A 24,306-nucleotide genomic window follows, 5' to 3' on the forward strand; every position below is an offset into this window, starting at 1 on the left:
CACGAATTGCTTGATTCAGTTGTTAAAGAGCGGTTGGTTAAGATCTTTCGTCTCAACCGAGGCGCGCATTCTACAGCAGCCTCTGTTGCTGTCAAGCGGTTATTTTCCGAAGTTTTCAAAGTTTCCTTTGCAACTTCAACCACTTGCGCTTTCGATCTCTCGTTAGCGGGAGGCGAATTCTACAGCGTTACTCGCTGCTGTCAACACCTCTTTTACACCGCTTTCGACCGAGAAGATCGAATCGTTAAAAGAGCCAAACAACCTCGCTCTTTCAACTCCTTCTGGGCTTCGATGACCTGAAGCAACTCGCTGTCGAAAACTGCGTAACTCTTTGTTTACAAAAGAGTTTTCCGTTTCGACTGCGCCGGAAGTGGGGCGAATTATAGACTTCCAGAATCTGCCGTCAACCCTTAATTACGACTTTCTATCAATAACTGCCAAAAAGTCGGAAGCACGCACCTTCTTCTATATAGAAGAGCTCGCTCCAGCCTCCAGCCACCACTCGTCGCTTCGCAAGACGCGCGCCAGATTACGTGACATGTCTGGCTTAAGGATTGCAAAAGACGCTCCCAGCAGCCCCAGAACGACGTAATTCTGACGCGGCGGCACCTAATTAACGCTTAAAGGACTCCAGCGATGCGCTTGGTCAGTCACCGGGAGATGTAACGTGTCAACTCTCAATGAAATCGCAGCGAACCACGCGAAAATGGCTAAGGCACTAATAGAAGAGCCGACCGCGCTGAGCGAGCAGCCCCTTCAGCTCGTGGCCAGTTTCGAAGTTCCATCCATTGATGTGCAACACATGCCGCTGCACCTCATCGTTGGCGCCCAGGACACCCCCCCCCGGACAAACCGCTAGCTACTTGCTCTAACGATGCTTGATCTGCCGCCGCAGTAATCGTCGATCATCACTTCCTGACCTAAACTCAACTGAATACCAGCCCGTCAATGAGCGACGGGCGAGGCGTTCCCATGCTCGAAGCTTTAGAGGTGCCACGCGTGAAGCGCTTCGCCGTGAACGCTGCCGGACGAGATTTCGCGGTCGGCGACATTCATGGCCATTTCACGCGACTGCAGGCCGTTATAGATGCGGCCGGGTTCAACCCCTTGGTAGATCGCCTGTTCAGTGTTGGCGATCTGATTGACCGCGGGCCCGAATGCCGTGACGTGCTCGACTGGCTGACCAAGCCATGGTTCCACCCGGTGCGCGGCAACCATGACGACTACGTGGTTAATTTTGATACCTGCGACATCGTCAACTGGCTCTACAACGGCGGCGCATGGTTCGCGGATCTATCACTATTGGAACAGCAAGCATTCGCGGCGCAATTCGCCGAGCTCCCTATTGCCATCGAAGTCGACACAGCACATGGCCTGATCGGCATCGTGCACGCCGATTGTCCATTTCCATCATGGGAGCAGCTGCGAAAGGAACTGCAAATGCCAGAAAGCAACAAACACCTGCAACGGGTGCAGACCTTTTGCATGTGGTCACGAAGGCGGATCGATCAGCGGGAGATGCATGGCGTTCACGGCCTGCGCGCACTGGTCGTAGGGCATACACCGCTTGATACACCAGTCCGCCTTGGCAATGTGTTCCACATCGACACCGCCGGCTGGAAGCCGGACCGTGGTTATTTCACCCTCCTGAATCTCGAAACGCTCGAAGCCATCCCCGCAATACGACCAGACCGGGAATAACCTGACGACTGTTTATTTGACGAGTCGCGTTTCCTTGGAAGGTCTGTATCCGAAGTACGAGCTATAGCACTTGCTGAAATGGCTCGGCGACACAAAGCCACAAGCAACCAGCACGTCCACTTGGGATAGTTCTGTGTGCTGTAGGAGTCGACGCGCCTCGGTAATCCGCAATTCCATGTAATACCGTTGCGGCGTCGTGCCCAATTGCTCTTTGAACAAACGCTCAAGTTGGCGACGTGAACGACCGGCATAGACAGCCAGTTGCTCTAACTCCAAGGGCTCTTCGAGGTTGGCATCCATCAGCTTGACCACCTCGCGTAACGGCGCGCTCACACAGATATTTTCAGTCGGCTTGATGCGCCGGTAGCGAGACTCCTCGAATGCCAGGATGTCCTCGATACCTTCGACGAGGGCTTTATCGTGCAGTCCTTTGATCCAGCCCAGTGCCATATGAAATGCCCCGGAGGGACTGGAAGCCGTGAGCCGGTCTCGATCGATGATATAGGGCTCGCTACTGACCTGCGTCGCCTTGGAGATTTCCGCGAGTGCGGGGCGATGTTCGGGGTGTATGGCGCAACGATAGCCGTCAAGCAACCCTGCCCTGCCCAGGAACCATGCGCCATTCCATAACCCGGCCAACGTAATCCCCAGATCTGATGCAGTCTTCAGCAAGGTGATGAACTCATCATTAGCCTTGAGTTCTGTCCTGTAGCCGCCGCAAATGACCAGCAAGTCCAGCTCTTTAATCACCGAACCATCAAAACGGGCATCTGGCCGAATGATCAGGCCCAGGTCGCTGACGACTTCCCCATCGGACAAGCCGAACGTTCGGGAAGAGAACAACCCGGGTCGTAGCAGATTCGCGGTCACAATCGTGTCCAGCGATTGAGTAAATGCAGGCAGCGAGAAATGCTCAAGCAGCAGAAATCCTGCTCGAACCATTTGAGTAGTCTCACCGGGGTTCTCATTCAGATAGCGAAGATTTTTCCCCTTCATGCCTCCGCTAAATTGGCGTCGTTCGATCAATGTTCGAGCACTCTGTTGCGTTAACGAACATGTAGTTTGATACGTTTCTAATGCGCACCACCAGAGACAAATAAAGCCAAGTGCTGTGGCCCCTACCTGACTACACCGGCACCCTCCCCTTTCACGTCGTTCAGAAAGGCATGCTCAACACCCTGCGCCGCATCAGCGCCAGAAACATCAGTCGACGCCTTCGTCGACGAACTCGACCTGGTCAATCTGAGCCACTGTTGCTTCGAATCTGCGCATTCACTCCCTCCGTGCCTCACTCAGGTACTGCCGCGGACACATGCTAAACCGGGCGCGAAACTCGCGGGAGAAATGCGCGCCGTCGGAGAAGCCGCAGTCCATGGCAATTTGGGTGATGCTGCTGTGGCTGTTCACGAGCAGCCAAGCGCCGTACTCGACCCGCAACGAGCGTTGGAACTCCATGGGTGAAAGCCCCAGCGACTGCTGGAACGCCCGTGTCAGTTGGCGTCTTCCGAGCCCCACGTAGCGCGCGATGGCATCCAGGGTCGGTAGGCTATCCATGCGCTGCTCGATGTAGTGCGCGGCCTGACGCACTCGCTCATCCTTAATGTCCGCCAGGTTTGCGTAGAAGTGCGCCTGTGGCTGCCGCCCCTGGCGAATACCTTGCAGCATCATATGCCGCACCGCTTGCTGGGCTTTTTCCCGTCCGCAATGCCGGGCCACCAGGTACAAACCCAGGTCGATGGCTGCAGTCGAGCCAGCACAGGTGATCAGATCGCCCTCGTCGATGAACAGATGATCCACCGCCGCTGGGCTCTTGGGGAAACGTGCGCGAAATGCATCCAGCACATTCCAGTGCACACATACCGAACGACTTCCGACCACGCCCGCCTGCGCCAGGGCGAAAGTGCCCGTGCAGATACCCAGCAACCGCGTACGACTCTTCGCGGCGCGCTGCAGCCAGTCACGCAAGTTATTGGGTATTTGAGTATTGAGGTAATCGTTACCACCGCAGATGGCCACGTAGTCGAACTCTTCCAGGTTCTGTGCCAGTCCCCCGGACACCTCCAGTGCGATCCCCGCGCTGGAGGTTCTTGGCAATCCGTCGACGCTCATCACGCGCCACGCGGTATGGATCTGCCGGCTACCGCCACCCAGGTCGGCGGACAAGCGCAACACATCGATAAAGCCGGAAAACGCAGCCAGTGTGAATTGATCCAGAAGGACCAGTCCCACTGAAAGCTGCGGACGGCCTCCCATCTCGGGCCCGAGGGAGTCTGGCAGATGGCAATCTCGATTTATCTGAGTCATTTTTGTCATGACCTAACTATTCAACTTTAAGACCCCGAAGTGCAAGCGCTCGAATCAACGATACGAGCAAGATGCAGGTAAGGGGAAAAGTCCAACAACACCCCAGAGGACACACGATGAAACTGAAGACAGGTAAGAAAATCACCGTCGCTCTTTTAGTTACCGGCTGCATCTCCTCACAGGCCGCCATGGCTGAGCAGCAAAAGCTGACCGTTGCGCTGTATGGCGGTAACTGGGGTGAAGCGTTCCTCAAATGTGTTGCAGAACCTTTCACGCAAGCAACGGGAATTGCCGTTGCAGCAGAGGTCGGTACCTCGACCGTCACCCTGGCCAAGCTCCAGCAACAGAAGTCCAACCAGACAATTGATGTGGCCTGGATGGACGGCGGTATCAGCGAGCTGGCCTATGCCGCAGGGGTCGTCGCCGATCTTGATCCCGCGGCCATTCCCAACCTGAAAAACATGCTGGACAAAGCGGTCTACGTCAATGCCGGCCATACCTTCGCCGTCAGCAGCGGCTTTTATTCCCTTGGCCTGACCTACAACACCAAGGAAATCAAGGAAGCGCCTACCAGCTGGAAAGATCTGTGGAAGCCAGAGTATGCCGGCACCATCGCCCTGCCCTCGCCCGCCAACTCTTCCGGGGTGCCCTTCGTGTTTTTCATGGCCGATGTCTGGGGCATCGACCGAGCCAACCTGGAGCCGCTCTACACCAAGCTGGGCGCGCTGGACACTGCGCTGTTCTTCGACAGCTCAGGTGCCGCCACCAATGCCTTTCAGAGTGGCGAAGCGATCATCGGCGCGCACTTCAACGTCGGTGCCTGGGACTTGATCGACAAGGGCGCGCCCATCGGTTTCACCATTCCCAAGGAAGGTGCCTGGGCCACCGATGCGCGCCTGCACCTGATCAAGGGGGCAAAAAACAGCAAGGCAGGCGAGCAGTTCATCAATACCGCCCTGACGAAGGAAGCGGCGTCCTGCCTGGCTGGAAAGCTGTACCTGGGGCCAGCGGTGAAAGGTGTCGAGGTCACTGAAGACGTGGCCCGCAAGCTGCCATGGGGTGTGGGCGGTTCGATCGACAGTCTGCGGTTATTCGACTGGAGTCAGATCAACGCGCAGCGTGCCAGTGTCACCAACGACTGGAACCGCAAAGTCACCGCCAACTAGCTCAAGAGGTCTGCAATGTCAGTTTTGTTGAGCATCGACAGTGTCTGTAAAAGCTTCGGGCCGTTCCAGGCGCTGGACAACATCCAACTGGACATCGAGCAGGGCGAATTCATCGTTCTGCTCGGCCCCAGCGGTTGTGGCAAGACCACTTTGCTGCGCTCGATCGCCGGCTTCATGCAGCCCGATTCCGGCAGCATCGCGATCGATGGGCAGGATGTGAGTCGCCTGCCCCCGTACCGTCGGCCTCTGAATACCGTGTTCCAGAACTACGCCCTGTTTCCGCACATGACCGTGCTGGAAAACGTTGCCTACGGACCGCGGCGCCAGGGTGTCAATCGCACCGAGGCACGGCTCAAGGCTCGAGAGGCACTGACGATGGTCGGCCTGGAAGCCCTCGAAGAGCGTTTTCCCCGCGGCTTGTCCGGTGGCCAGCAGCAGCGCGTGGCCCTGGCTCGCGCCATCGTCAACCAACCGAAACTGCTGTTGCTCGACGAGCCGCTCTCGGCCCTGGACATGAAGCTGCGCAAGCGCATGCAGTTGGAGCTCAAGCACCTTCAGGCCAAGCTCGGCATCGCGTTCATTTTCGTCACCCACGATCAGGAAGAAGCGATGACCATCGCCGACCGTATCGTGGTGATGAATGCCGGACGAATCGAACAGGTCGGGGCCAGCAGCGAGATTTACAGCGCACCCGCCACGCGCTTCGTTGCCGACTTCATCGGCGAGGCCAACCTGATCGGCTATCAGGCCAGCGATAGCGGCGAGATTCGTTTGGACATTCGTCATACCGCCATCACCAGCCCCGCAAAAGACCTGTTGCCTAACGGGGTGGCGGTGCTGCGCCCCGAACATCTGCAGGTGCTGGATGGATCGAGTCCCGAGAGCGCCGGTTGCTGTGAAATCAACGGCACAGTGACCGATATTGTCACCGTCGGCAGCCATACCCTGGTGCATTCCCTGATCGACGGGCAATCGATCGTGGCGCGCACCATGGGGTTCCCCCGAGCCGACCTGGTCACCGGCAGCGCCGTGCGCCTGGGCTTCAATCCCGCGCATTTGCACCTGATCGGAGAGCCGGTATGAAACGCCCGGTGCTCGCCCCGTCGTTGATGCTCTTCGGCGCCCTGGCATTTTTCACAGCGTTCTTTCTCGCGCCTTTCGCCGTGGTGATCTTCGCCAGTCTGACCAAGGGCGCCGATCAGGCGTTCACCCTCGAGCACTACGTGAGGGTGTTGGGCGACCAGTACCACTGGGATGTGATTCTGGTGACTTTCCGCATTGCCGCGCTGACCACCCTGATCTCGTTGCTACTCGGTTATCCGCTGGCCTGGTATCTGGTGCGTGTCGTGAAATGGCGTGCCTGGCGCCGAGCCTGCGTGATCCTGCTGGTGGTGCCAATGTTCACCAGCAATATCGTGCGCTCGTTCGGCTGGATGGTGCTGCTGGGGCGTAAGGGGCTGGTCAATCAGAGTCTTCTGGAAGCCGGCCTGATCGATACGCCGGTACGTTTCCTGGGGACCGAACTCGGCATCCTGATCGGCATGGTATACATCCTGCTGCCGTTTATCGTGCTCGCGGCCGGCAATGCCCTGGCGCAGGTCGACCCGGCCTTCGAGCAGGCCTCCGAGGATCTTGGCGCCAGCCCCCGCGCCACGTTTTTCCATGTAGTGCTGCCGCTGACCATGCCCGGCATCATCTCCGGCTCGATCATGGTCTTCACCCTTGCGGCAAGCGCCTACGTCACGCCGGCCCTGCTTTCCGGCGGCCGGATCTCCGTGCTCTCGATGCTGATTTTCCAACAATACAGTTCGGTCTTCGACTTCAACTACGGCGGAGCGCTGAGCGTCGTGCTGCTGATCTTTACCCTGGTCATGGTCGGGCTGGCCGGACGTGTGGGCAGTATCCGGGGGAGCAATCAATGATCACTCAAATATTGGTCAGACTGGTGGCCTGGGCCGTGCTCGGTTACATGCTGCTGCCATTGGTCGTCATTCTCGGCGTCTCGCTGACCGCATCGTCATTCCTGGCCTTCCCGCCACAGGGCTGGACGCTGGACTGGTACGCCAAAATGCTCAGCGATCCGAGCTATGTGGCGTCCTTTGCCACAAGCACCCTTCTGGCCCTGGTCGCCACCTTTGTCGCCGTGCTGCTCAGCGTGCCGGCCGCCCTGGCGATGGCACGCTACGACTTCCCCGGCAAAGCCACGATCCTCGCCGCCCTGACATCGCCCCTGGTATTTCCGCACATCGTTCTCGGGGCGGCGCTCTTGCAGTTTGGTGGCTACTTCGGATTGACCCGCAGCTTCCTGGCGCTGTTGATCGGTCACACCATCATCATCTCGCCGTTCGTCCTGCGCTCGGTGCTGTCGATGCTGACACCCGAGCAGCGCGCCCTGGAAGAAGCCTCGAGCGATCTGGGCGGTACACCTTGGGCCACCTTCTTTTTAGTGGTGCTGCCGCAGATCCGGCCGGGGATCGTGACCGGGTCGATCTTTGCCTTCATCTCGTCATGGATCAACGTGGAGCTGTCGATATTCAACACCACGCCGGACCTGAACACCATACCGGTGAAGCTCTTCAACTACGTGCAGTACACCGTCGACCCGACCATTGCCGCTGCCTCCGGCGCCACCATCATTGTGGTCGTAGTCGCCGTGATCATTCTGGATCTGTGCATCGGTCTCGACCTTTTATCAGAACGCAAATAACCCCCTCATACATCCCGTAAGCCAGGAGTTCAGTCATGCGCATGCAAGACACGTTCGATGTCATCTATACCCATACCGAAGGCGAACCACTGTGCATCGTCCACAGCGGCATTCCCTACCCCGCCGGCTCGAGCATTCTGGCCAAGCGTACCTTTCTCGAGCAGAACTACGACTGGCTGCGCAAGGCATTGATGCAGGAACCGCGCGGCCACAAAGACATGTTCGGCGTGTTTCTCACCCCGCCTTCAAGCAGCGAGTTCGACGCCGGGCTGATCTACATGGATGGCAGCGTGTATTCGCACATGTGCGGCCACGGCACCATTGCCGTGAGCATGGCGATGGTCGCCCTGGGCCTGGTGCCGCGCGCCGCCGATGGCATCACCAAAATCCGCTTTGAAACCACGGCCGGCCTGGTGGTCGCGGAGGTGGCTTCGGAAGGTGAGAATGTGCTCTGGACCCGATTCGAAAACGTACCGGCCTACGTCGCCGCCCAGGACATCCCGATCCACCTTCCCGACTATGGCGACCTCAAGGCCGACCTGGTCTGGGGCGGCAATTACTTCGGCATCATCGACCTGACCGATTGCGGCTTGCGCATCAGCCCGGACAACGGCAGCGAACTGTCGCGCCTCGGCCTGCTGGCTCGCGACCAGATCAAGCAGCAGATGAAGATCCAGCACCCCACCGAGGCCCATATCAACGACCTCAATTTCATAACCTTCTGGCACCCGGCGACCATCGAAGGTGCGTTCTACAAGAACGTCCACGTCTTCAGCGCCGGCCAGCTCGACCGCTCTCCCGGCGGCACGGGCACCAGCGCGATGATGGCCATGTTCGAGGCCCGGGGGAAACTCGGCCTGAATCAACCCATCCTGTCCGAAGGACTGCTGGGCAGCGGCACCTTCGAAGGTTGCCTGCTCGGCGAAGTCGACCTCAACGGCACGCGCGCGGTGCGTCCGACCGTCAAGGGCACCGCCAGCATCCTGGGAACATCACGCTGGGTGATCGAACGCAATGACCCGGTCGGGGCAGGTTTCGTCATCAACTGACACGCTGAAGCGGAAAGACCTGTATGAGCCAAACGCCCGGGCACTTCCTCGGGCGTTTTGTATTGTGAGTATCGGAATGTTCCGGACAGCGCATATCGTTTGAAAGAAACAGGTGTGTGCAAAGGATTATGCGACCCTTCGTGACAAGCAGACTCGACTAATGAGCAAGCATGAGATTGGCCAGGTCAGCCTTGCCACTGTGCCTTCTGTGGCCAGCCGGTTATTGCCTGGCCCCTTGGCGCGCTTCGTGATCGAGCACCCGAATGTGCAGATCAGCATCCAGGACGGCACCGCCGATAGCGTCCAACAGTTCATGAAGTGCCCTATCCCCGCCAATGCCCCCCTCGTACGACTGGCTCATTGTCTGACGCCCAGTTCCCGCGTATTTACGCAAAATGCGGCTATCGACTTGCCAATATCGGCTTTTTCACCCCTGCCCCCCTCCCTACAGTGTGTACGACTTCAACGGCGAGCAGCGCTCGCCCCGTTCAGGAATCGTGCATGCCCAGCTTGTCTTTGCGTATCGAACGGATCGACCCGCTCACGCCCCAAATTCGTCGCCTGATTCTGGTCGCTGACGCTGACCACCCCCTGCCCGGTTTCACCCCAGGTGCGCATATCGAAGTGCAGATACCAGGCAGCAAACCCCTGTGGCGTGCTTACTCGTTGGTCAGCCTGCCTGATGCCCCTCACTACGAGATCGCTGTGCAGTTGGAGGACCAGAGCAGCGGCGGCTCTCGCTGGATGCACGGGGTACAAGTCGGTCAGCAACTGGTCGTACGTGCGCCCAAAAATCATTTTCCATTGGTGGCGCCAGCCAGTGATTACTTGCTGATCGCTGGAGGGATTGGCATCACCCCAATGCTCGGCATGGCCCGCTCGCTCGCTTCCCGCCAGCAGCCATTCACCTTGCACTATGCCGGTCGCGACGCAGACCGCATGGCTTATCTGGAAGAAGTCCTGGCGCTCGGCACCGCCCGATGCTGGATCAGCGGCGGCGATCCGGCTCAACGCCTGCCGCTGACCAGCCTGCTGGACTCACCCACGAGCGGACGCCAGCTCTATGTCTGCGGCCCCAAGCCACTGATCAGCAACGTGCTGCAAACAGCCCGCGAGCTGGGCTGGGACAACAGTCAACTGCACAGCGAATTGTTCATCGGCAGCCTCGACGGCGAGACCGAAGGCGCTTTTGAAGTGGAGCTGCGCACCAGCGGAGTCACGCTCCAAGTGCCCGCGGGCAAAACTGTGCTGGACGCAATGATAGAAGCCGATCTGGACCCGATGTTCGATTGCCGTCGTGGTGACTGCGGGGTGTGCGTGGCCCAAGTGCTCGAAGGCGCCGCTGACCACCGCGACCTCTGTCTGTCGGAGCGCGAACGGGCTGACGGCAGCTTCTGCACCTGTGTATCGCGCGCCTCCAGCGCTCGACTGGTGCTCGATTTGTAAAGTGCGCTGCTGCACCGCGCACCTCTTTATGGCGGTTTAAAAGGAGACATCATGATTCCCTCGAACGAACAGATCGCGGCTCTGGTCCGCGACGACAGCGTGCACAAAAGCGTCTACACCGACCCTCAGCTGTTTGACCTGGAAATGCAGCGAATCTACGGTCAGGCATGGATCTACGTCGGCCATGAAAGCCAGGTCAAAAACGTCGGCGACTACCACACCACGCGCATCGGCGACCAGGACGTGATTCTGGTTCGCGGCGCCGACAAAGGCGTCAACGTGCTCTACAACCGCTGCCCGCACAAAGGCGCCAAACTCGTGGCCGAGGGCGACGGCAACGTCGGTAAGTTTTTCCGCTGCCCCTACCACGCCTGGACTTTCAAACTCGACGGCCAGCACCTCTCGGCCCCTCTGAAAAATGCCTTCGAAGGCACCTGCTTCAACCCTCAGCACCCGGACTTCTCGATGGTCGGCCTGGCGCGGGTCGACAGCTATCGGGGCTTCGTGTTCGCCAGCCAGATCGATCACGGTCCAGACCTGAAAAGCTTCCTCGGCGGCGTGATCACTTCCATCGACAACCTCTGCGATCGCTCGCCAGTGGGCGAAGTCGAAGTGGCTGGCGGTATTTTTCGGGTCATGCAGCGCTCCAACTGGAAAGTCTTCTACGAAAACCTCCACGACACCATGCACGCTCGCGTCACGCATGAATCCTCGGTGGACGCGGCCCGCAGCGAGGCCGAATCCTTGGGAGAAATGCCTTTCGAACTGCTGATCATGGACGGCAACGGCGAGCCTTACGATTTCTGGGAGAAGCTCGAACTGCGCGCCTACAACAATGGACATGGCTACATGGAAGCGATCTTCGACCCGGCGGCTGCCGAGCGCGACGATGTGTCCAAGGCCCACTTCGAATGCCTGACCGATGCCTATGGCGAAGAACGCGCCCGAGACATCATGGGGATGAACCGCCACAACACCGTGATCTACGGCAGCGGCTCGCCCCACACCGTGTTCATGCAGTTCCGGGTGATCCGGCCGATGGCCGTCGACCGCACCCTGGTGGAAATCCAGACGTTCCGCTGCAAAGGCGCACCGGATGCCGTATTTGACCGGGCGCTGACGTACGCCAACGTCATCAACTCGCCCTCCTCCAACGTCATGCCCGACGACGTCGAAGTCTATGCCCGCTGTCAGGAGGGCAACATGACCCGTGGCGGTGAATGGATCAGCATGCATCGTTATGTCGGCACCGACCGCTTGCTGCCCGATGGCGCGGTCTCGACCAATGGCACCAGCGAGCTGCCAATGCGCAACCAGTTCGCCGCCTGGAAGCACTACATGACCGCCACCCTGATCGCCAAGGAGAGCACCCATGCTGCTTGATCGCACCTTCGATGTCTCGACTAACGCCCTGATTGCAGCGCAGGTGCCCAGCGAAAGCGTGCGCGAGATCGAGCAGTTTCTCTATCGCGAAGCACGCCTCCTGGATGAGCGCCGCTTCTGGGAATGGGACCAACTGTTTACCGATTCGGGCATGTACTGGGTGCCGCAACAACACGGGCAGGTCGACCCTTTCGAGCACATTTCGCTGTTCTGGGAAAACCGCATGCTGCGCGAAGTGCGCATTCGCCGGGTAGAGAACGTACGTAACTGGTCGCAACAACCACCGACCCGCACGGCTCATCTGGTGGGCAACGTGATGGTCGAAGGGCTCGATAGCCAAGGGTTGCTGGTGGTGAGCGCGACGTTCCAGGTCAGCGAATGGCGTCTTGAACAGCGCCAGTTGGCCGGGCGCTACACCTACAAGCTGGCCAGTCAGGACAGCGGCGGCTGGAAAATCCAGCTCAAGCGGGTTGACCTGATCAACTGCAACGATGTGTTCGCCAACCTTGAGGTCTTTGTCTGATGGGGCGCCCGACCGTATTGGCCCTGCATTATCAGAACGACGTTTTGCATCCTGACGGCCGCATCCGGGTCGGGCTCGCAGCCGATGATCCGGCACGTGACGCCGTGCTGGACGCCGCCATCAGGCTGCAGCAAGGTGCCCGCGCACGGGGCTGGCCGATCATTCATGTGCGCGTGGCGTATCGGCCGGACTATGCCGACCTGGTACAGAACGCGCCGATCCTGCGTGCCGTCGCGGCCAGTGGTGCCGTCCAGGAAGGCACTTGGGGCGCGCAGTTCCATGACGCGTTGCAACCGCTGGAAGGCCCGGACGAGTTCGTCGTCACTCATACCCGCATCAACGCGTTTTACGGCACACCGCTGGACACTCTGTTGCGTCAGCTCGAAACGCGACAGTTGCTGATCGCCGGCGTCGCCACCCACTCGGTGGTGGAAAGCACGGTACGGCATGCCGTCGATTGCGGTTTTGAGGTCACGGTGCTCGCCGACGCCTGCGCCGCCGCCCGCCCCGCGACTCATCTGGCGGCGCTGGACAGCATGCGGTTGATCGCCACTGTCACGGATGTCGCAAGCACCCTGGAGTCAATGCCATGAAGTCCATTCCTACTGCCAACCTGCAAGGTCAGGTGGCGATTGTCACGGGCAGCACCCAGGGCCTGGGTACTGACATTGCTCGTCAACTGTTAAACGCCGGCGCCAGCGTCATGCTGGTCGGCCGCAACCGTGACACCGGGGCGGCATTGGCCAGTGAGTTGGGTGAGCGGTGTCGTTTTGTCGCCTGCAATGTCGAACTGGACGAGGATATCGATGACTGTATCGACACAACGCTGGCCGCCTTCGGCCGTCTCGACATTCTGGTCAATAACGCCTGTGTCTACGACGATCAGGGGCTACAGTCAGACCGCGAGCAATGGTTGAACACCCTCAACATCAACCTGGTGTCGGCGGCAATTTTCGTACAGAAAGCTACGCCACACATGAATGAAGGCGGCACGGTGATCAACATCGGAAGCACCGGCGGTAAGTTCGGCGCGGCCGGGCGAGCCCTGTACCCGGCGTCCAAGGCCGGATTGCTGCAGCTGACCCGAAACCTTGCGGTGAGCCTGGCACCGGCTTCGATCCGGGTCATCAGCGTCTCGCCGGCCTGGACCTGGTCGCCGTCGGTGGCGAACCTGAGCGGCGGCGACCTTGCAATGGCCGACCGTGTAGGGGCTACCTTTCACCCGCTTGGGCGCGTCGGGCGCGGCGAGGAGATTGGCCAGGTGGTCGCCTTTCTGTGCAGTCATGGCGCGTCCTGGATTACCGGGGTGGACATTCCGGTGGACGGCGGTTTCTCGATCCTCGGCCCCGATCAGGGCCTCTCGCCCCGCGTGTGGTTCGAGCGTTTGCGTGACCCGGCCTGAATCGCTCGACAGCTCCCATTGAACAGCGCCAATAAAACCTGATGATGAGTCGATAACGAGGTAACACCATGGGCAAGATGATCACCGTAAAAGCCAGCGACGGCAGCGGCAGCTTCACCGGTTACCTGGCGCTACCCGCCAGCGGCAAAGGCCCCGGCGTGGTAATCGGCCAGGAAATTTTCGGCATCAACGCCAACATGCGCGAAGTGGCCGATTTTTACGCCGAGGAAGGGTATGTAGCCCTTGTACCGGACCTGTTCTGGCGACTGGAACCGGGTGTAGAACTGGGCTATACCGAAGCCGACTTCGCCCGTGCCATCGAGCTGTTTCAGCGCATGGACGTGGACAAGGCTGTCGATGACATCGACGCCAGTTTCAAGGCACTCAGCGATTTTCCCGAAGTCGAGGACGTCGGTTTCGGCTATGTGGGTTTCTGCATGGGCGGCAAGCTGGCGTACCTGACGGCGACGCGAACCGAAGCGGCCTGCTGCGTGGGCTACTACGGCATGGGCATTGAACAGTTGCTTGAAGAAGCCGACAACATCAAAGGTCACCTGGTGCTGCACTTCGCCGAACAGGATGGCTACTGCGACGCCAATGCCCGCACGCTGATCAGCCAGCGCCTGGGCAGACGCAACAACGTCGAGATTTACACCTACCCCGACGTTGACCATGCCTTCGCCCGCAACGGCGGCATGCACTACAACAAACCGGCCGCGTTGATGGCCCATCAACGCAGCATCGCCGCGCTCAAACAGGCCATCGGCCCGAACTACAACCTGTCCGAGCTGTGGGAAAAGCACATCGAGTTCGAGTTTGCCGTTCGCGATGTTTCGGCGACCATGGCGACCATGGTCGCCGAACCTTACGTCAACCACATTCCGACCATGACGGGTGGCGTGGGCTACCGCGAATTGAGCCGTTTCTACCAGAACCATTTTGTCCATGCCAATCCGCCAGACATGAAGCTGGTGCCGATCTCTCGCACTGTTGGCGCCTCGCAAATCGTCGACGAGTTCGTGATGTGTTTCACCCACACCAGTGAAATCGACTGGATGCTGCCCAACGTCGCGCCGACCGGTAAATACGTCGAAATTCCGATGCTTGGGGTCATCAAGTTCCGTGGCGACAAGCTCTGCCACGAGCACATTTATTGGGACCAGGCGAGCGTTCTGGTGCAGATCGGTCTGCTCGACCCCACCGGGCTGCCCGTGGCCGGTATCGAAACGGCGAAGAAACTGCTAGATGAACAACGGCCGTCCAATACGCTAATGGGCAAGTGGGCGGACAGCACCGAACAGTAATCGAACACTGCACCCTTGTAGGAGCGCGCTTGCTCCTACAAGGGGCAGCGTTTGATTATCTGATGGCAGCCGTCTGATGCGGCAGTTCGCCAAAGCGCTCACGATAGTACCGGGCGAAACGACCGAGGTGGCCAAAGCCATGTTCCAGGGCGACTTCGGTAATGCTCAAGTCACGACGGCCGAGCAAACGATCACGCACCGCTTCAAGCCGCAGGTTGCGCAACCGCTCCATGGGCGTTTGCCCGTAACAGCGCTGGCACAGGGTATTGAGGCTGCGCTCGCTCATGCCCGCCGCGGCTGCCAGTTCACCCAGGGAAAGCGCTTCACCCAGGCGACGGCGCATCAAGTCTTCGATCTTATGCAACTGCCGCAATGCCTGACGCTGTGTCGGCGACTCAACGACCGCCATCGGTGACCCGTCGACTTTCGGTGGGTGGGTCAGCAGGAACAGCGGCAGGCTTTCTTCCAGATGTCGCAACCAGTGAGCATGCACCGGCTCGCCCGCGCTGGCCCCCAGTTGTTCGAGCAAATCATCGACCAGGCGCAACCAGCCGCGCGCCTGACCGGTGTCGAGCCGATAAGCGGCAGGCAAGCTGAAATCAGCGGCCAGCCCTCCTTCGTCCACCAGCCGTTCCTGCATCAGCCTCAACAATGAGCGCGGCACCTTGAGCAGCAATTGTTCGCAGCCACTGTGCCAGACCAGGCGGGCCTGGCGATTGGGCGAGAGCACCGCCACCTGACCCTCCTCCAGCTCAAGCGTCAGCCCGTCGCACTCGATACTGGCCCGCCCGCGCAAAGGCATCTGCATCAACACGAAATCGGTAAAAGGCCGTGGTCGCACCTCAACCTCGGCGCCATAGCGCAGGACAAACAATTGGCAACGCCCCACTTCGGCGCGAAAAAACGCCGTGTCGACATTGCCACTGCGCCAACTCAGATCGTGTTCGACCAACTCACGAGCAAGCAGCCGATGACTTTCTTGCCGCGAGCGGCTGGTGAAGACCGGTGTTTGGCACAGCCTCGACAGATCGAGCCCCGTGCCGGCGCCAGGTATCGGGTTGCCCGATAGCGCAGCCATGGCTCAAAGCGACCGGTTTCGGCGAGCTTCGTTACGTTGCAGGGTGGTGCTCGGCGTTTCATCGAACAACTTGCGATACTCGCTGGAGAACCGTCCCAAGTGGGTAAACCCCCAACCCATGGCGATCACCGAGATATTGCGCGCCGAATTATCCTCGAGGATTTCCTGGCGAACCGCACCGAGCCGGTGCTTCTTCAGATACGCCATGGGCGACATGCCGAAGTACTTCTTGAAACCTTCGAACAGCTTGAACCGCGACACGCCGGAAGTCGCCTCGATGTCTTCCAGGTGCAGCGCTTCGCGGGCGTTTTCGTGGATGTACTGCTTGGCTCGAATCAAGTAGTGCGGCAGCTTGACGCCGAGCACATCGCGCAATTCATCGGAGTAGTTGTTCGGCTGGGCGAGGATCAACCCCTTGATCAGCGAACTCTCGATGTCGCGAGTGAAAAACGTCTGGTCATACAGCTCGCGACTGCGCTCCAGCTCGCCGATAAAGTAGCGAGCCATGCGCCACCAGGACGCGGAGGAACCGTTGACGGCGTCCATCACCGGCTCGAAACGCAGGGGGGTTTCCAATGGCCGCTGCAGCATGTCTTCAAGGGACTTGCGCATGGCCGCGCGGGTGATGACGACCTGGATCTTGCGGCAATCACCGTTGATCGACAGCTCCTGGTTTTCGTGCGGCGAGACAATGATTGCGCAGTCGCGATCGGACGTCGCCTGACAACCGTTCTTGGTCAAATGCTGTTCGCCGACGAGGGGTAGGCTGACGCTGTAGCTGTTCAGGTGTTCGGCGTCTTCGATACCGACCGTGACGTCGGTGCCGTACTCGATCACCCCCAGGGTCGTGGACATCGATTTGAGCACATTGCCGCTATGATGGAACTGAATGCGGTTGGGGTAGCTGGTCTTGAGCAGATGCGGCCCACAGATCCCGGCCATCCACTGCCGCGCACCATTGAGGTCATAACGCTCGATACGAATGTCACGAACATGTACATCAGGACTTGTACTGATCACGGGGCACCCACGGCTGTTTTATGAACGCGCTCTAACGGCACGCCTCTATTTGAAAGAGCAATCTTCATGCCGCGTGCCTCCCTCCGGGGGCCGGGCGAAATATGCGGATAACATTCACCGAATAATCGGATAGGAACAGCGCTACGTCAGAACCGTCCATGCGCTGAGCGCCCTTCTCACGCCGTAAACAAAGGTAGGGCGCTGCAAAAAAGAGCAGACGCCAAGAGGCCGCACGATAGACACGCATTGAATGGCGGGCGTGATTGGGTATTACCTGCCCAGATGAGCAGGCAGGTGTTACCCCCAGGAATTGTTGAAGAGCTGGAGACGAAAATCTTGCTCGGGTCGTGCTGATCGCTTACCAGAATTTCCAGGTGTAGGTGGTGATCAGGCGGTTTTCGTCGAAGTCATTACCATGGCGGAACTTGACGTTGATGTTGCGCAGTTCGACGCCGAGGTTCTTCAGCGGGCCGTCCTGGACCACGTAGGACAGGTAGATATTGCGCTCCGATTCGCTGTTGTCGCTGAGGGCGCCGCGATCGATGTCGGTGCCGCGCATGTAACGCGTCATCAGCTTCAAGCCAGGCACACCCACACCGGCGAAATCGAAGTCATAGCGCGCCTGCCAGGATTTTTCGTTAGGTTTGACGAAGGCGATGGCGGACCAGTTCACCAGGTAAGGCTGCGGCGCGTAACCGTTGAGCGTCGGGAACGTGCTGTCGCCGAGCATCCGCTGATAACCCAGGCCGAAGGAGTGGGCACCTTTGCGCAGGGTGGTCATGGCGCCGTAGGAGCGGTTATCGATGCGACCATACAAGGCGTCGCCATCTTCCTTGTTGTTGAAATAGCGCAAGTCGGTTTTCAGACCGTAACCGCCGCCCAGGTCGGCCAGGTAGGTAGCGCCCAGGTAATGCTGACGGTAGATGTCTTCCAACTGCCCGTAGAAATAGGTCCCGGTCAGCGCCGGAGTGAAGGCGTAGCTGGCGCCGCCAAAGTTCAAACCGTCGCTGCGGCGCTGCACGTCAGGCCCGTTGAACAAGTACATTTTTTCGCTGTTAGAGGATTCGCGGCCGCTGATTTCGGTGAAGCGCCCGCCCGTCAGTGTCAGCTTGTCCACCTCTTTGGACTCGACCAAGGTGCCGTGATACGTGGTGACCAGTTGCCGCGAATCGTCGGTGTAGGCCACCGGCAGCGTTGGCCGATGCTCACCGTATTTCAACTCGGTCTTGGAATAACGCACCTTCGCCGTGTAGCCGCCGCGGCCGTAATCGGTCGCCTGTTCTTGCTTGCTGACGCTATAGGGAATGATGCTGTCAGGCCCCCTGCCACCACCGCCGTCGAGCCGGTAGGCGTATTGCATCGAAGCATCCAGGCCAAACTGCAGCGGCCCCTCGGTGTAGCCCGAGATGAAGCGCAGGTCGAAGCCCTGGGTCCAGCTGCCGACTCGGGAGTTCTTCGGGTTTTCGCCCTTGAAGTCGCGATCGATATAAAAATTTCGCAAGCCCAGCCCCAGGTGGCTGTCTTCAACGAAGTCCGCCTGGGCCATCATCGGTGTAATCATTCCGGCCAGGCTGGCCGTCTGCACGCAACGGGTAAACCAACTCGCTTGAAACATAACTTATCCCCTCTTATTTAATGTGCGAACACATCAAGTAGCGGCGCGACCAAAGTGATCACTCCAATAGTTGGCAGTTGTTTCTTTATTAAAATATTCAGCATGAGTCGTTATGGTTGATGTCGGTCCGGTGAGACAGCCAGCACGCATCGAGAATGATTAGGCAGCATTGGCGCCAGAGTCTCTATCCTGTTATTTCGAGACTCATATCCGTTTACTTCGATTTTTCAATCTCTCCTCGTTCGTTCTGCCGCGTCCAGCCAGCTATGGCTGGGCCAATGCACATTGGCCAATTTTATGGACTGTGTTTGCCGACAAAGCGGATAGACCCAGGCGCTGGCAACTTATTTAATGCGGACACCAACAACTTATTGAATGCACGAATTATCCCGATGCAACGAGGTATCGATTAATGAGCAGTGCAAAAAGCGTCGAACAGTGGAAAAGCTTTATTGAGGGCTGTCTGGACTTCCGGCCGGCAGAAGGCATCTTCCGAATTGCCCGGGACATGTTTACCGAGCCGGATTTGTTTGATCTGGAAATGGAGTTGATCTTCGAGAAAAACTGGATCTACGCTTGCCACGAAAGCGAAATCGCCAACAAGCATGACTTCATGACGATGCGCGCCGGGCGCCAGCCGATGATCATCACCCGCGACGGAGACGGCCAACTCAATGCACTGATCAACGCCTGCCAGCACCGAGGCACGACCCTGACCCGCATCGGCAAGGGCAACCAGTCGACCTTCACCTGCCCGTTCCACGCATGGTGCTACAAAAGCGATGGCCGCCTGGTCAAGGTCAAGGCGCCCGGTGAATATCCGGAAGGTTTCGACAAAGCCACCCGCGGCCTGAAAAAAGCCCGCATCGAAAGCTACAAGGGCTTTGTCTTTATCAGCCTCGACGTCAACGGCACTGACAGCCTGCAGGACTTCCTCGGCGACGCCAAAGTGTTCTTCGACATGATGGTCGCCCAGGCGCCCACCGGTGAACTGGAAGTGCTGCCGGGCAAGTCTGCCTACACCTACGACGGCAACTGGAAACTGCAAAATGAAAACGGTCTGGACGGCTATCACGTCAGCACCGTGCACTACAACTACGTGGCCACCGTGCAACATCGCCAGCAGGTCAACAGCGAGAAAGGCCTGGCCGGTGCCGACACCCTGGACTACAGCAAGCTCGGCGCTGGCGACAAGGAAACCGACGACGGCTGGTTTGCCTTCCACAACGGCCACAGCTTGCTGTTCAGCGATATGCCCAACCCGGCGGTGCGCCCCGGTTACGGCACGATCATGCCGCGCCTGCTCGAAGAATACGGCCAGGGCAAGGCCGAGTGGATGATGCACCGGCTGCGCAACCTGAACATCTACCCGAGCATGTTCTTCCTCGACCAGATCAGCTCGCAGCTGCGCATTATCCGTCCACTGGCGTGGAACAAGACCGAGATCAACAGCTTCTGCCTGGGCGTGGTCGGCGAGTCGGATGCCGATCGGGAAAACCGCATTCGTCAGTTCGAAGACTTCTTCAACGTGTCCGGCATGGGCACCCCCGATGACCTGGTTGAGTTTCGCGAAGCCCAGCGCGGTTTCCAGGCACGGCTTGAGCGCTGGAGCGACATTTCCCGGGGCGTGGGCAAATGGGTCGAGGGTGCGACGCCCAACAGCGAAACCATCGGCATCTCACCGGCACTGACCGGCACCGAGTTCACCCATGAAGGCCTCTACGTCAATCAACATGGCAACTGGCAGCGCTTCATGCTCGAAGGTCTGGCGCGCAAGGCCGCCGAAGAGCAACCGTTGAAACTGCGTGAGGTGTGAACATGAATTCGCAACTGCAATACCGCATCGAGCAATTCTTCTACCGCAACGCTGAAGCCTGCGACGCTCAGGACTGGGATACGTACCTGTCGATGTTCAGCGACGACAGCGAGTTCCACCTGCCGCAATGGGACTCGGAGCATGTCTACACCACCGACCCGAAAAAAGGCATGTCCCTGATCTACTACCCCAACCGTGGCGGCCTCGAGGACCGGGTGTTCCGCATTCGCACCGGCAAGGCCGCGTCGACCATCCCGATGCCGCGCACCCTGCACCTGATCAGCAATGTGCGCATTGCTCCGTTGGACAACGACGAGCTGGAGGTGCGGGTTAACTGGCACACCCTCTACTACCGCCTGCAAACCGCCGAGCAGTTCTTCGGCCGCGCCACCTACCGCCTACGGCCCGATGGCGAGAGCTGGAAGATCAGCCGCAAGCATGTGGTGCTACTCAACGACACCATCAATTCGGTGCTCGATTTCTATCACCTCTGACTGGCGGAAATCTGGATCATGAGTCACAAGGTCGCGTTCAGTTTTGCCGATGGAAAAACCTTGTTCTTCCCGGTAAAGAACAATGAAATCCTGCTCGATGCGGCGCTGCGCAACGGCATCGATATCCCGCTCGACTGCCGGGAAGGCGTGTGCGGGACATGTCAGGGTCGCTGCGAGTCGGGACAATACAGCCAGGACTATGTCGACGATGAAGCACTGTCGGCCGACGACCTGCGCCAGCGCAAAATGCTGACCTGCCAGACCCGGGTCCAATCCGACGCGGCGTTCTACTTCGATTTCGCGTCCAGCCTGTGCAATGCCTCGGGGCCGGATCGGCTCAAGGGCATCGTGCGGGCCGTCGAGCAGGTGTCGCCGAACACCGCGATCCTGCACCTGGACGCCGGTGCCGATGGCCAGCACCTGGACTTTTTGCCCGGCCAGTACGCGCGGCTGCAAGTGCCGGGCACAGAAGGCAAGCGCTCTTACTCATTCGCCAACCGCCCCAACAGCAGCAACCAGTTGCAGTTTCTGATCCGGCTGCTGCCCGACGGGCTGATGAGCAATTACATCCGCGAGCGCAGCCTGATCGGCGACGAGATCATGCTCGAAGCGCCCCTCGGCGCCTTTTACCTGCGCCATGTCGACAAGCCATTGGTGTTTGTCGCCGGCGGCACCGGGCTCTCGGCGTTCCTGGGCATGCTCGATGAGATCGCCGAGCGTGGTGGTTGCGGGCATCCGGTGCATCTGTACTACGGCGTGCGCAACGCCGCCGACCTTTGCGAAACCGCGCGCATCGCGGCCTACGCAGAGCGGATTCCCGGCTTTCGCTTCACCGCGGTCATCAGCGATCCGACCCCGGACTGGAGCGGCAAGCGCGGTTACATCACCGAGCATTTCGACCTTGCCGAGTTTCGCGACCTGGACCTGGACATGTACCTCTGCGGGCCGCCGCCCATGGTCGAGTCGATCAAGCAATGGCTGGCCGTCCAGGCTCTGGACCAGACCCGCCTGCATTACGAGAAATTCACCGAAAGCAACACCTGACACTGGAACCCACAGCCAAAACAAATTTCCAGGCACCCGGACATTTTTTACTGCCCTCAACTAACAACTACGTCACGCGCGATGCGGACTTCACTAAAGGCGGCACTATGAAAAAACTACTCGTGGGTACACTGCTGGCGGCCAGCTGCGTGGCCAGTCTGCTGGCCCAGGCCCAGGACCCGGTGCGCATCGGTTTTATCACCACCCTCTCGACCCCCGCCGGTTACCTGGGTGAGGACTCCCGCGACGGTTTCCAACTGGCCATCGATCAGGAAGACGGCAAGCTCGGCGGTGTGCCGGTGAGCCTGCTGGTCGAGGACGACGGACTGCAACCGGCGCGCGCCAAGCAGATCATCGACCGCATGAGCCTGGACGGCATTTCGCTGTACACCGGGGTGATCTTTTCCAATGTGCTGGCGGCGGTGGTCAACACGGCGACCAAGGACGGCTTCTACATCAGCAACAATACCGGCCCTTCGAGCCTGGCTGGCAAGCAGTGCAAGCCCAACTACTTCGTGGCCTCGTACCAGAACGACACAATCCATGAAATGGCCGGTGTCGCGGCCAACGACCTGGGCTACAAGAAGATGGTCATCCTGGCCCCCAACTATCAGGGTGGGCGCGATGCGCTGGAAGGCTTCAAGCGCACTTACAAAGGTGAGGTCACCGAGATCTACACCAAGCTCAACCAACTGGACTTCTCGGTTGAGCTGGCACGGGTGCGCTCTCTGGCGCCGGATGCGATTTTCGAGTTCCATCCCGGCGGTGCCGGCATCAACTTCGCCAAGCAATACGGCAGCTCGGGCCTGGGCAAAACCATCCCGATGGTGGTGCCCGTGTTCTCCATGGACGAACGCATGCTCGCCGCCACCGGCGATGTCGCCAAAGGCATGAACATCGTGACCCTGTGGAACCCTCAGTCGAACAACCCGGCCAATCAGGCGTTCGTCAAAGCGTTCAGCGAAAAATACAAACGCGTGCCGACGGTGTATGCCGCTCAGACCTATGACACGGCGCGGCTGATCGGGGCTGCACTCAAGAGCGTGGACGGCAACATGAAAGACCCCGAGGCGTTTCGCAACGCCCTGCGCAACGTCAAGTTCGACTCGATCCGTGGCGATTTCGCCTTCGGCAAGAACCAGCATGCGGTCATCGACTGGTATTTGCTACGCGTAGAAGCCGACGCCAACGGCAAGCTGGTCCAGGTGCCGGTGAAGACCATCGCCAAATCGCAAGTGGACAGTTTCGCCGCCGAATGCGCCCTGTGATCCGACCGCTCGGTCTCGTGCCTGGCTGCGTCAGCGGCCGGCACTTTTCGTAGGACTCCCCAGCATGCTGCTACTCGAACAAATTCTTAACGGTTTGCAATACAGCGCCTTGCTGTTTTTGCTCGCCTCCGGCCTGACGCTGATCTTCGGCATCATGGGCGTCATCAACCTGGCCCATGGCGCCTTTTACATGGTCGGGGCCTTCTGCGCCGCCTACACCGCGTCGCTCAGCGGCTCGTTCTGGCTCGCCGGGCTGGCCGCGGTGGTCGGCTCCGCGCTGTACGGGCTGCTGATTGAAACCAGCATCATGCGCCGGCTCTACAGCCGCGATCACCTCGACCAGGTACTGGCCACCCTGGCCGTGGTGTTTTTCACCAACGAGCTGATCACGGTGCTGTTCGGCCGCAGCCCGCCCGCCATGCCGACACCCGAGTGGTATGGCACCTTCGTCGAAGTCCTGCCGGGGTTGATGTACCCGGTCAGTCGCTTGCTGTTCATCGCCGCCGGAGCACTGGTGGCGATTGCCATGTGGCTGCTGATCAACCACACCCGCCTGGGAATGCTGATCCGTGCCGGCGCCGACGACCACGAGATGGTCGGCGCACTGGGCGTGAACATCGCACGCCTCTACACCCTGGTTTTCGTCTTTGGCTGTGTACTCTGCGGACTCGCCGGTTTCATGGCGGCCCCGCTGCTGTCGGTGGAAATCGGCATGGGCGAAAAGGTCCTGATCACCACGTTCGTGGTCATCGTTGTCGGCGGCGTCGGCTCGGTGCGCGGCGCGCTCGCCGGTGCCCTGCTGATCGGCATGGTCGACGGCCTGGGGCGCGCCTATATCCCGCAATTGCTTGACCAACTGTTACCCGCCGAAGTCAGCGGCACCTTAAGTGGCGGACTGATTTCCGCCAGCGCCTACATCGTCATGGCCGTCGTCCTGCTGGTCCGTCCACGCGGCCTGTTACCCGCCCGCGCCTGAGGAGAACTAC

General features: G+C 59.5%; 22 protein-coding genes and 3 pseudogenes. 20 read left to right on the plus strand and 5 right to left on the minus strand.

The annotated features are described in order from the left end of the window. The 3 genes and pseudogenes from FQ185_RS30345 to FQ185_RS07495 form a co-directional block, all read left to right on the plus strand. Window positions 1–300, plus strand: a pseudogene (locus FQ185_RS30345) (hypothetical protein); the annotation flags it as partial. A gap of 367 nt (window positions 301–667) precedes the next feature. Beyond that, window positions 668–872 (plus strand): annotated as a pseudogene (locus tag FQ185_RS30470) (hypothetical protein). 100 nt (window positions 873–972) lie between these two features. Beyond that, window positions 973–1,701 carry a metallophosphoesterase gene (locus tag FQ185_RS07495; protein WP_149416960.1) on the plus strand — a complete coding sequence of 243 codons (729 nt, stop codon included), beginning with the start codon at window positions 973–975 and terminating at the stop codon, window positions 1,699–1,701. Window positions 1,702–1,713: 12 nt separating this feature from the next. Here FQ185_RS07495 and FQ185_RS07500 read toward each other — a convergent pair whose 3' ends face one another. Both FQ185_RS07500 and FQ185_RS07505 read right to left on the minus strand, forming a co-directional pair. Beyond that, on the minus strand, window positions 1,714–2,697 hold the full coding sequence (locus FQ185_RS07500) for a GlxA family transcriptional regulator (RefSeq protein ID WP_149417214.1): 984 nt from the start codon (window positions 2,695–2,697) through the stop codon (window positions 1,714–1,716). A 276-nt stretch (window positions 2,698–2,973) separates the two neighbouring features. Further along, window positions 2,974–3,930, minus strand: a complete 957-nt coding sequence (locus FQ185_RS07505) for a GlxA family transcriptional regulator (RefSeq protein WP_218575885.1) — start codon at window positions 3,928–3,930, stop codon at window positions 2,974–2,976. 191 nt (window positions 3,931–4,121) lie between these two features. Here FQ185_RS07505 and FQ185_RS07510 point away from each other — a divergent pair, with 191 nt between their 5' ends. The 12 genes and pseudogenes from FQ185_RS07510 (at window position 4,122) to FQ185_RS07565 (ending at window position 14,985) form a co-directional block, all read left to right on the plus strand. After that, window positions 4,122–5,171 carry an ABC transporter substrate-binding protein gene (locus FQ185_RS07510; RefSeq protein ID WP_149416962.1) on the plus strand — a complete coding sequence of 350 codons (1,050 nt, stop codon included), beginning with the start codon at window positions 4,122–4,124 and terminating at the stop codon, window positions 5,169–5,171. A 15-nt stretch (window positions 5,172–5,186) separates the two neighbouring features. Then, window positions 5,187–6,254: an ABC transporter ATP-binding protein gene (locus FQ185_RS07515; protein ID WP_149416963.1), complete on the plus strand. Its 1,068-nt coding sequence runs from the start codon at window positions 5,187–5,189 to the stop codon at window positions 6,252–6,254. Next, window positions 6,251–7,093 carry an ABC transporter permease gene (locus FQ185_RS07520; RefSeq protein WP_149416964.1) on the plus strand — a complete coding sequence of 281 codons (843 nt, stop codon included), beginning with the start codon at window positions 6,251–6,253 and terminating at the stop codon, window positions 7,091–7,093. The genes FQ185_RS07515 and FQ185_RS07520 overlap by 4 nt, the downstream gene beginning before the upstream one ends. Then, window positions 7,090–7,878, plus strand: coding sequence for an ABC transporter permease (locus FQ185_RS07525; RefSeq protein WP_149416965.1), 789 nt, complete (start codon window positions 7,090–7,092; stop codon window positions 7,876–7,878). The genes FQ185_RS07520 and FQ185_RS07525 overlap by 4 nt, the downstream gene beginning before the upstream one ends. Window positions 7,879–7,913: 35 nt before the next feature. Further along, window positions 7,914–8,927: a proline racemase family protein gene (locus tag FQ185_RS07530; protein WP_149416966.1), complete on the plus strand. Its 1,014-nt coding sequence runs from the start codon at window positions 7,914–7,916 to the stop codon at window positions 8,925–8,927. Between the two features lie 163 nt (window positions 8,928–9,090). Then, a pseudogene (locus FQ185_RS30475) lies at window positions 9,091–9,243 on the plus strand (LysR substrate-binding domain-containing protein); the annotation flags it as partial. Between the two features lie 185 nt (window positions 9,244–9,428). After that, window positions 9,429–10,373 (plus strand): PDR/VanB family oxidoreductase, encoded by a 945-nt coding sequence (locus FQ185_RS07540; RefSeq protein ID WP_149416967.1) that lies wholly within the window; start codon window positions 9,429–9,431, stop codon window positions 10,371–10,373. Window positions 10,374–10,424: 51 nt separating this feature from the next. Then, complete coding sequence (locus tag FQ185_RS07545) at window positions 10,425–11,756, plus strand: aromatic ring-hydroxylating dioxygenase subunit alpha (protein ID WP_149416968.1); 1,332 nt, start codon at window positions 10,425–10,427, stop codon at window positions 11,754–11,756. After that, the gene (locus tag FQ185_RS07550; protein ID WP_149416969.1) at window positions 11,746–12,279 is read left to right on the plus strand and encodes an aromatic-ring-hydroxylating dioxygenase subunit beta; all 534 of its coding nucleotides are present in this window, start codon (window positions 11,746–11,748) and stop codon (window positions 12,277–12,279) included. Before FQ185_RS07545 ends, FQ185_RS07550 begins: the two co-directional genes overlap by 11 nt. Beyond that, window positions 12,279–12,872 (plus strand): cysteine hydrolase family protein, encoded by a 594-nt coding sequence (locus tag FQ185_RS07555; protein ID WP_149416970.1) that lies wholly within the window; start codon window positions 12,279–12,281, stop codon window positions 12,870–12,872. Before FQ185_RS07550 ends, FQ185_RS07555 begins: the two co-directional genes overlap by 1 nt. Beyond that, window positions 12,869–13,681, plus strand: a complete 813-nt coding sequence (locus FQ185_RS07560; protein WP_149416971.1) for an SDR family oxidoreductase — start codon at window positions 12,869–12,871, stop codon at window positions 13,679–13,681. Before FQ185_RS07555 ends, FQ185_RS07560 begins: the two co-directional genes overlap by 4 nt. Window positions 13,682–13,749: 68 nt before the next feature. Continuing rightward, a complete protein-coding gene (locus FQ185_RS07565) occupies window positions 13,750–14,985 on the plus strand; it encodes a dienelactone hydrolase family protein (protein WP_149416972.1) in 1,236 nt (411 codons plus the stop codon). A 55-nt stretch (window positions 14,986–15,040) separates the two neighbouring features. Here FQ185_RS07565 and FQ185_RS07570 read toward each other — a convergent pair whose 3' ends face one another. The 3 genes from FQ185_RS07570 to FQ185_RS07580 all read right to left on the minus strand — a co-directional run bounded on the left by FQ185_RS07570 (window position 15,041) and on the right by FQ185_RS07580 (window position 18,698). Next, the gene (locus FQ185_RS07570; protein ID WP_149416973.1) at window positions 15,041–16,063 is read right to left on the minus strand and encodes an AraC family transcriptional regulator; all 1,023 of its coding nucleotides are present in this window, start codon (window positions 16,061–16,063) and stop codon (window positions 15,041–15,043) included. 3 nt (window positions 16,064–16,066) lie between these two features. Beyond that, window positions 16,067–17,083 (minus strand): AraC family transcriptional regulator, encoded by a 1,017-nt coding sequence (locus FQ185_RS07575; RefSeq protein WP_371926601.1) that lies wholly within the window; start codon window positions 17,081–17,083, stop codon window positions 16,067–16,069. Between the two features lie 358 nt (window positions 17,084–17,441). After that, window positions 17,442–18,698, minus strand: a complete 1,257-nt coding sequence (locus tag FQ185_RS07580; protein WP_149416974.1) for an OprD family porin — start codon at window positions 18,696–18,698, stop codon at window positions 17,442–17,444. Window positions 18,699–19,110: 412 nt separating this feature from the next. Here FQ185_RS07580 and antA point away from each other — a divergent pair, with 412 nt between their 5' ends. From antA to FQ185_RS07605, 5 genes are all read left to right on the plus strand, one after another. Further along, entirely contained in the window at window positions 19,111–20,514 is a 1,404-nt protein-coding gene (gene antA, locus FQ185_RS07585) for an anthranilate 1,2-dioxygenase large subunit (RefSeq protein ID WP_149416975.1), read from the plus strand. Between the two features lie 2 nt (window positions 20,515–20,516). Next, window positions 20,517–21,008 carry an anthranilate 1,2-dioxygenase small subunit gene (gene antB, locus FQ185_RS07590; protein WP_084377596.1) on the plus strand — a complete coding sequence of 164 codons (492 nt, stop codon included), beginning with the start codon at window positions 20,517–20,519 and terminating at the stop codon, window positions 21,006–21,008. Window positions 21,009–21,026: 18 nt separating this feature from the next. Beyond that, on the plus strand, window positions 21,027–22,052 hold the full coding sequence (gene antC, locus FQ185_RS07595) for an anthranilate 1,2-dioxygenase electron transfer component AntC (RefSeq protein ID WP_149416976.1): 1,026 nt from the start codon (window positions 21,027–21,029) through the stop codon (window positions 22,050–22,052). A 107-nt stretch (window positions 22,053–22,159) separates the two neighbouring features. Continuing rightward, window positions 22,160–23,320: an ABC transporter substrate-binding protein gene (locus FQ185_RS07600; protein ID WP_149416977.1), complete on the plus strand. Its 1,161-nt coding sequence runs from the start codon at window positions 22,160–22,162 to the stop codon at window positions 23,318–23,320. 64 nt (window positions 23,321–23,384) lie between these two features. Beyond that, the gene (locus FQ185_RS07605; RefSeq protein WP_149416978.1) at window positions 23,385–24,296 is read left to right on the plus strand and encodes a branched-chain amino acid ABC transporter permease; all 912 of its coding nucleotides are present in this window, start codon (window positions 23,385–23,387) and stop codon (window positions 24,294–24,296) included. Window positions 24,297–24,306: the final 10 nt, after the last annotated feature.

The sequence above is a fragment of the Pseudomonas sp. ANT_H12B genome (assembly GCF_008369325.1).
Lineage (GTDB): Bacteria > Pseudomonadota > Gammaproteobacteria > Pseudomonadales > Pseudomonadaceae > Aquipseudomonas.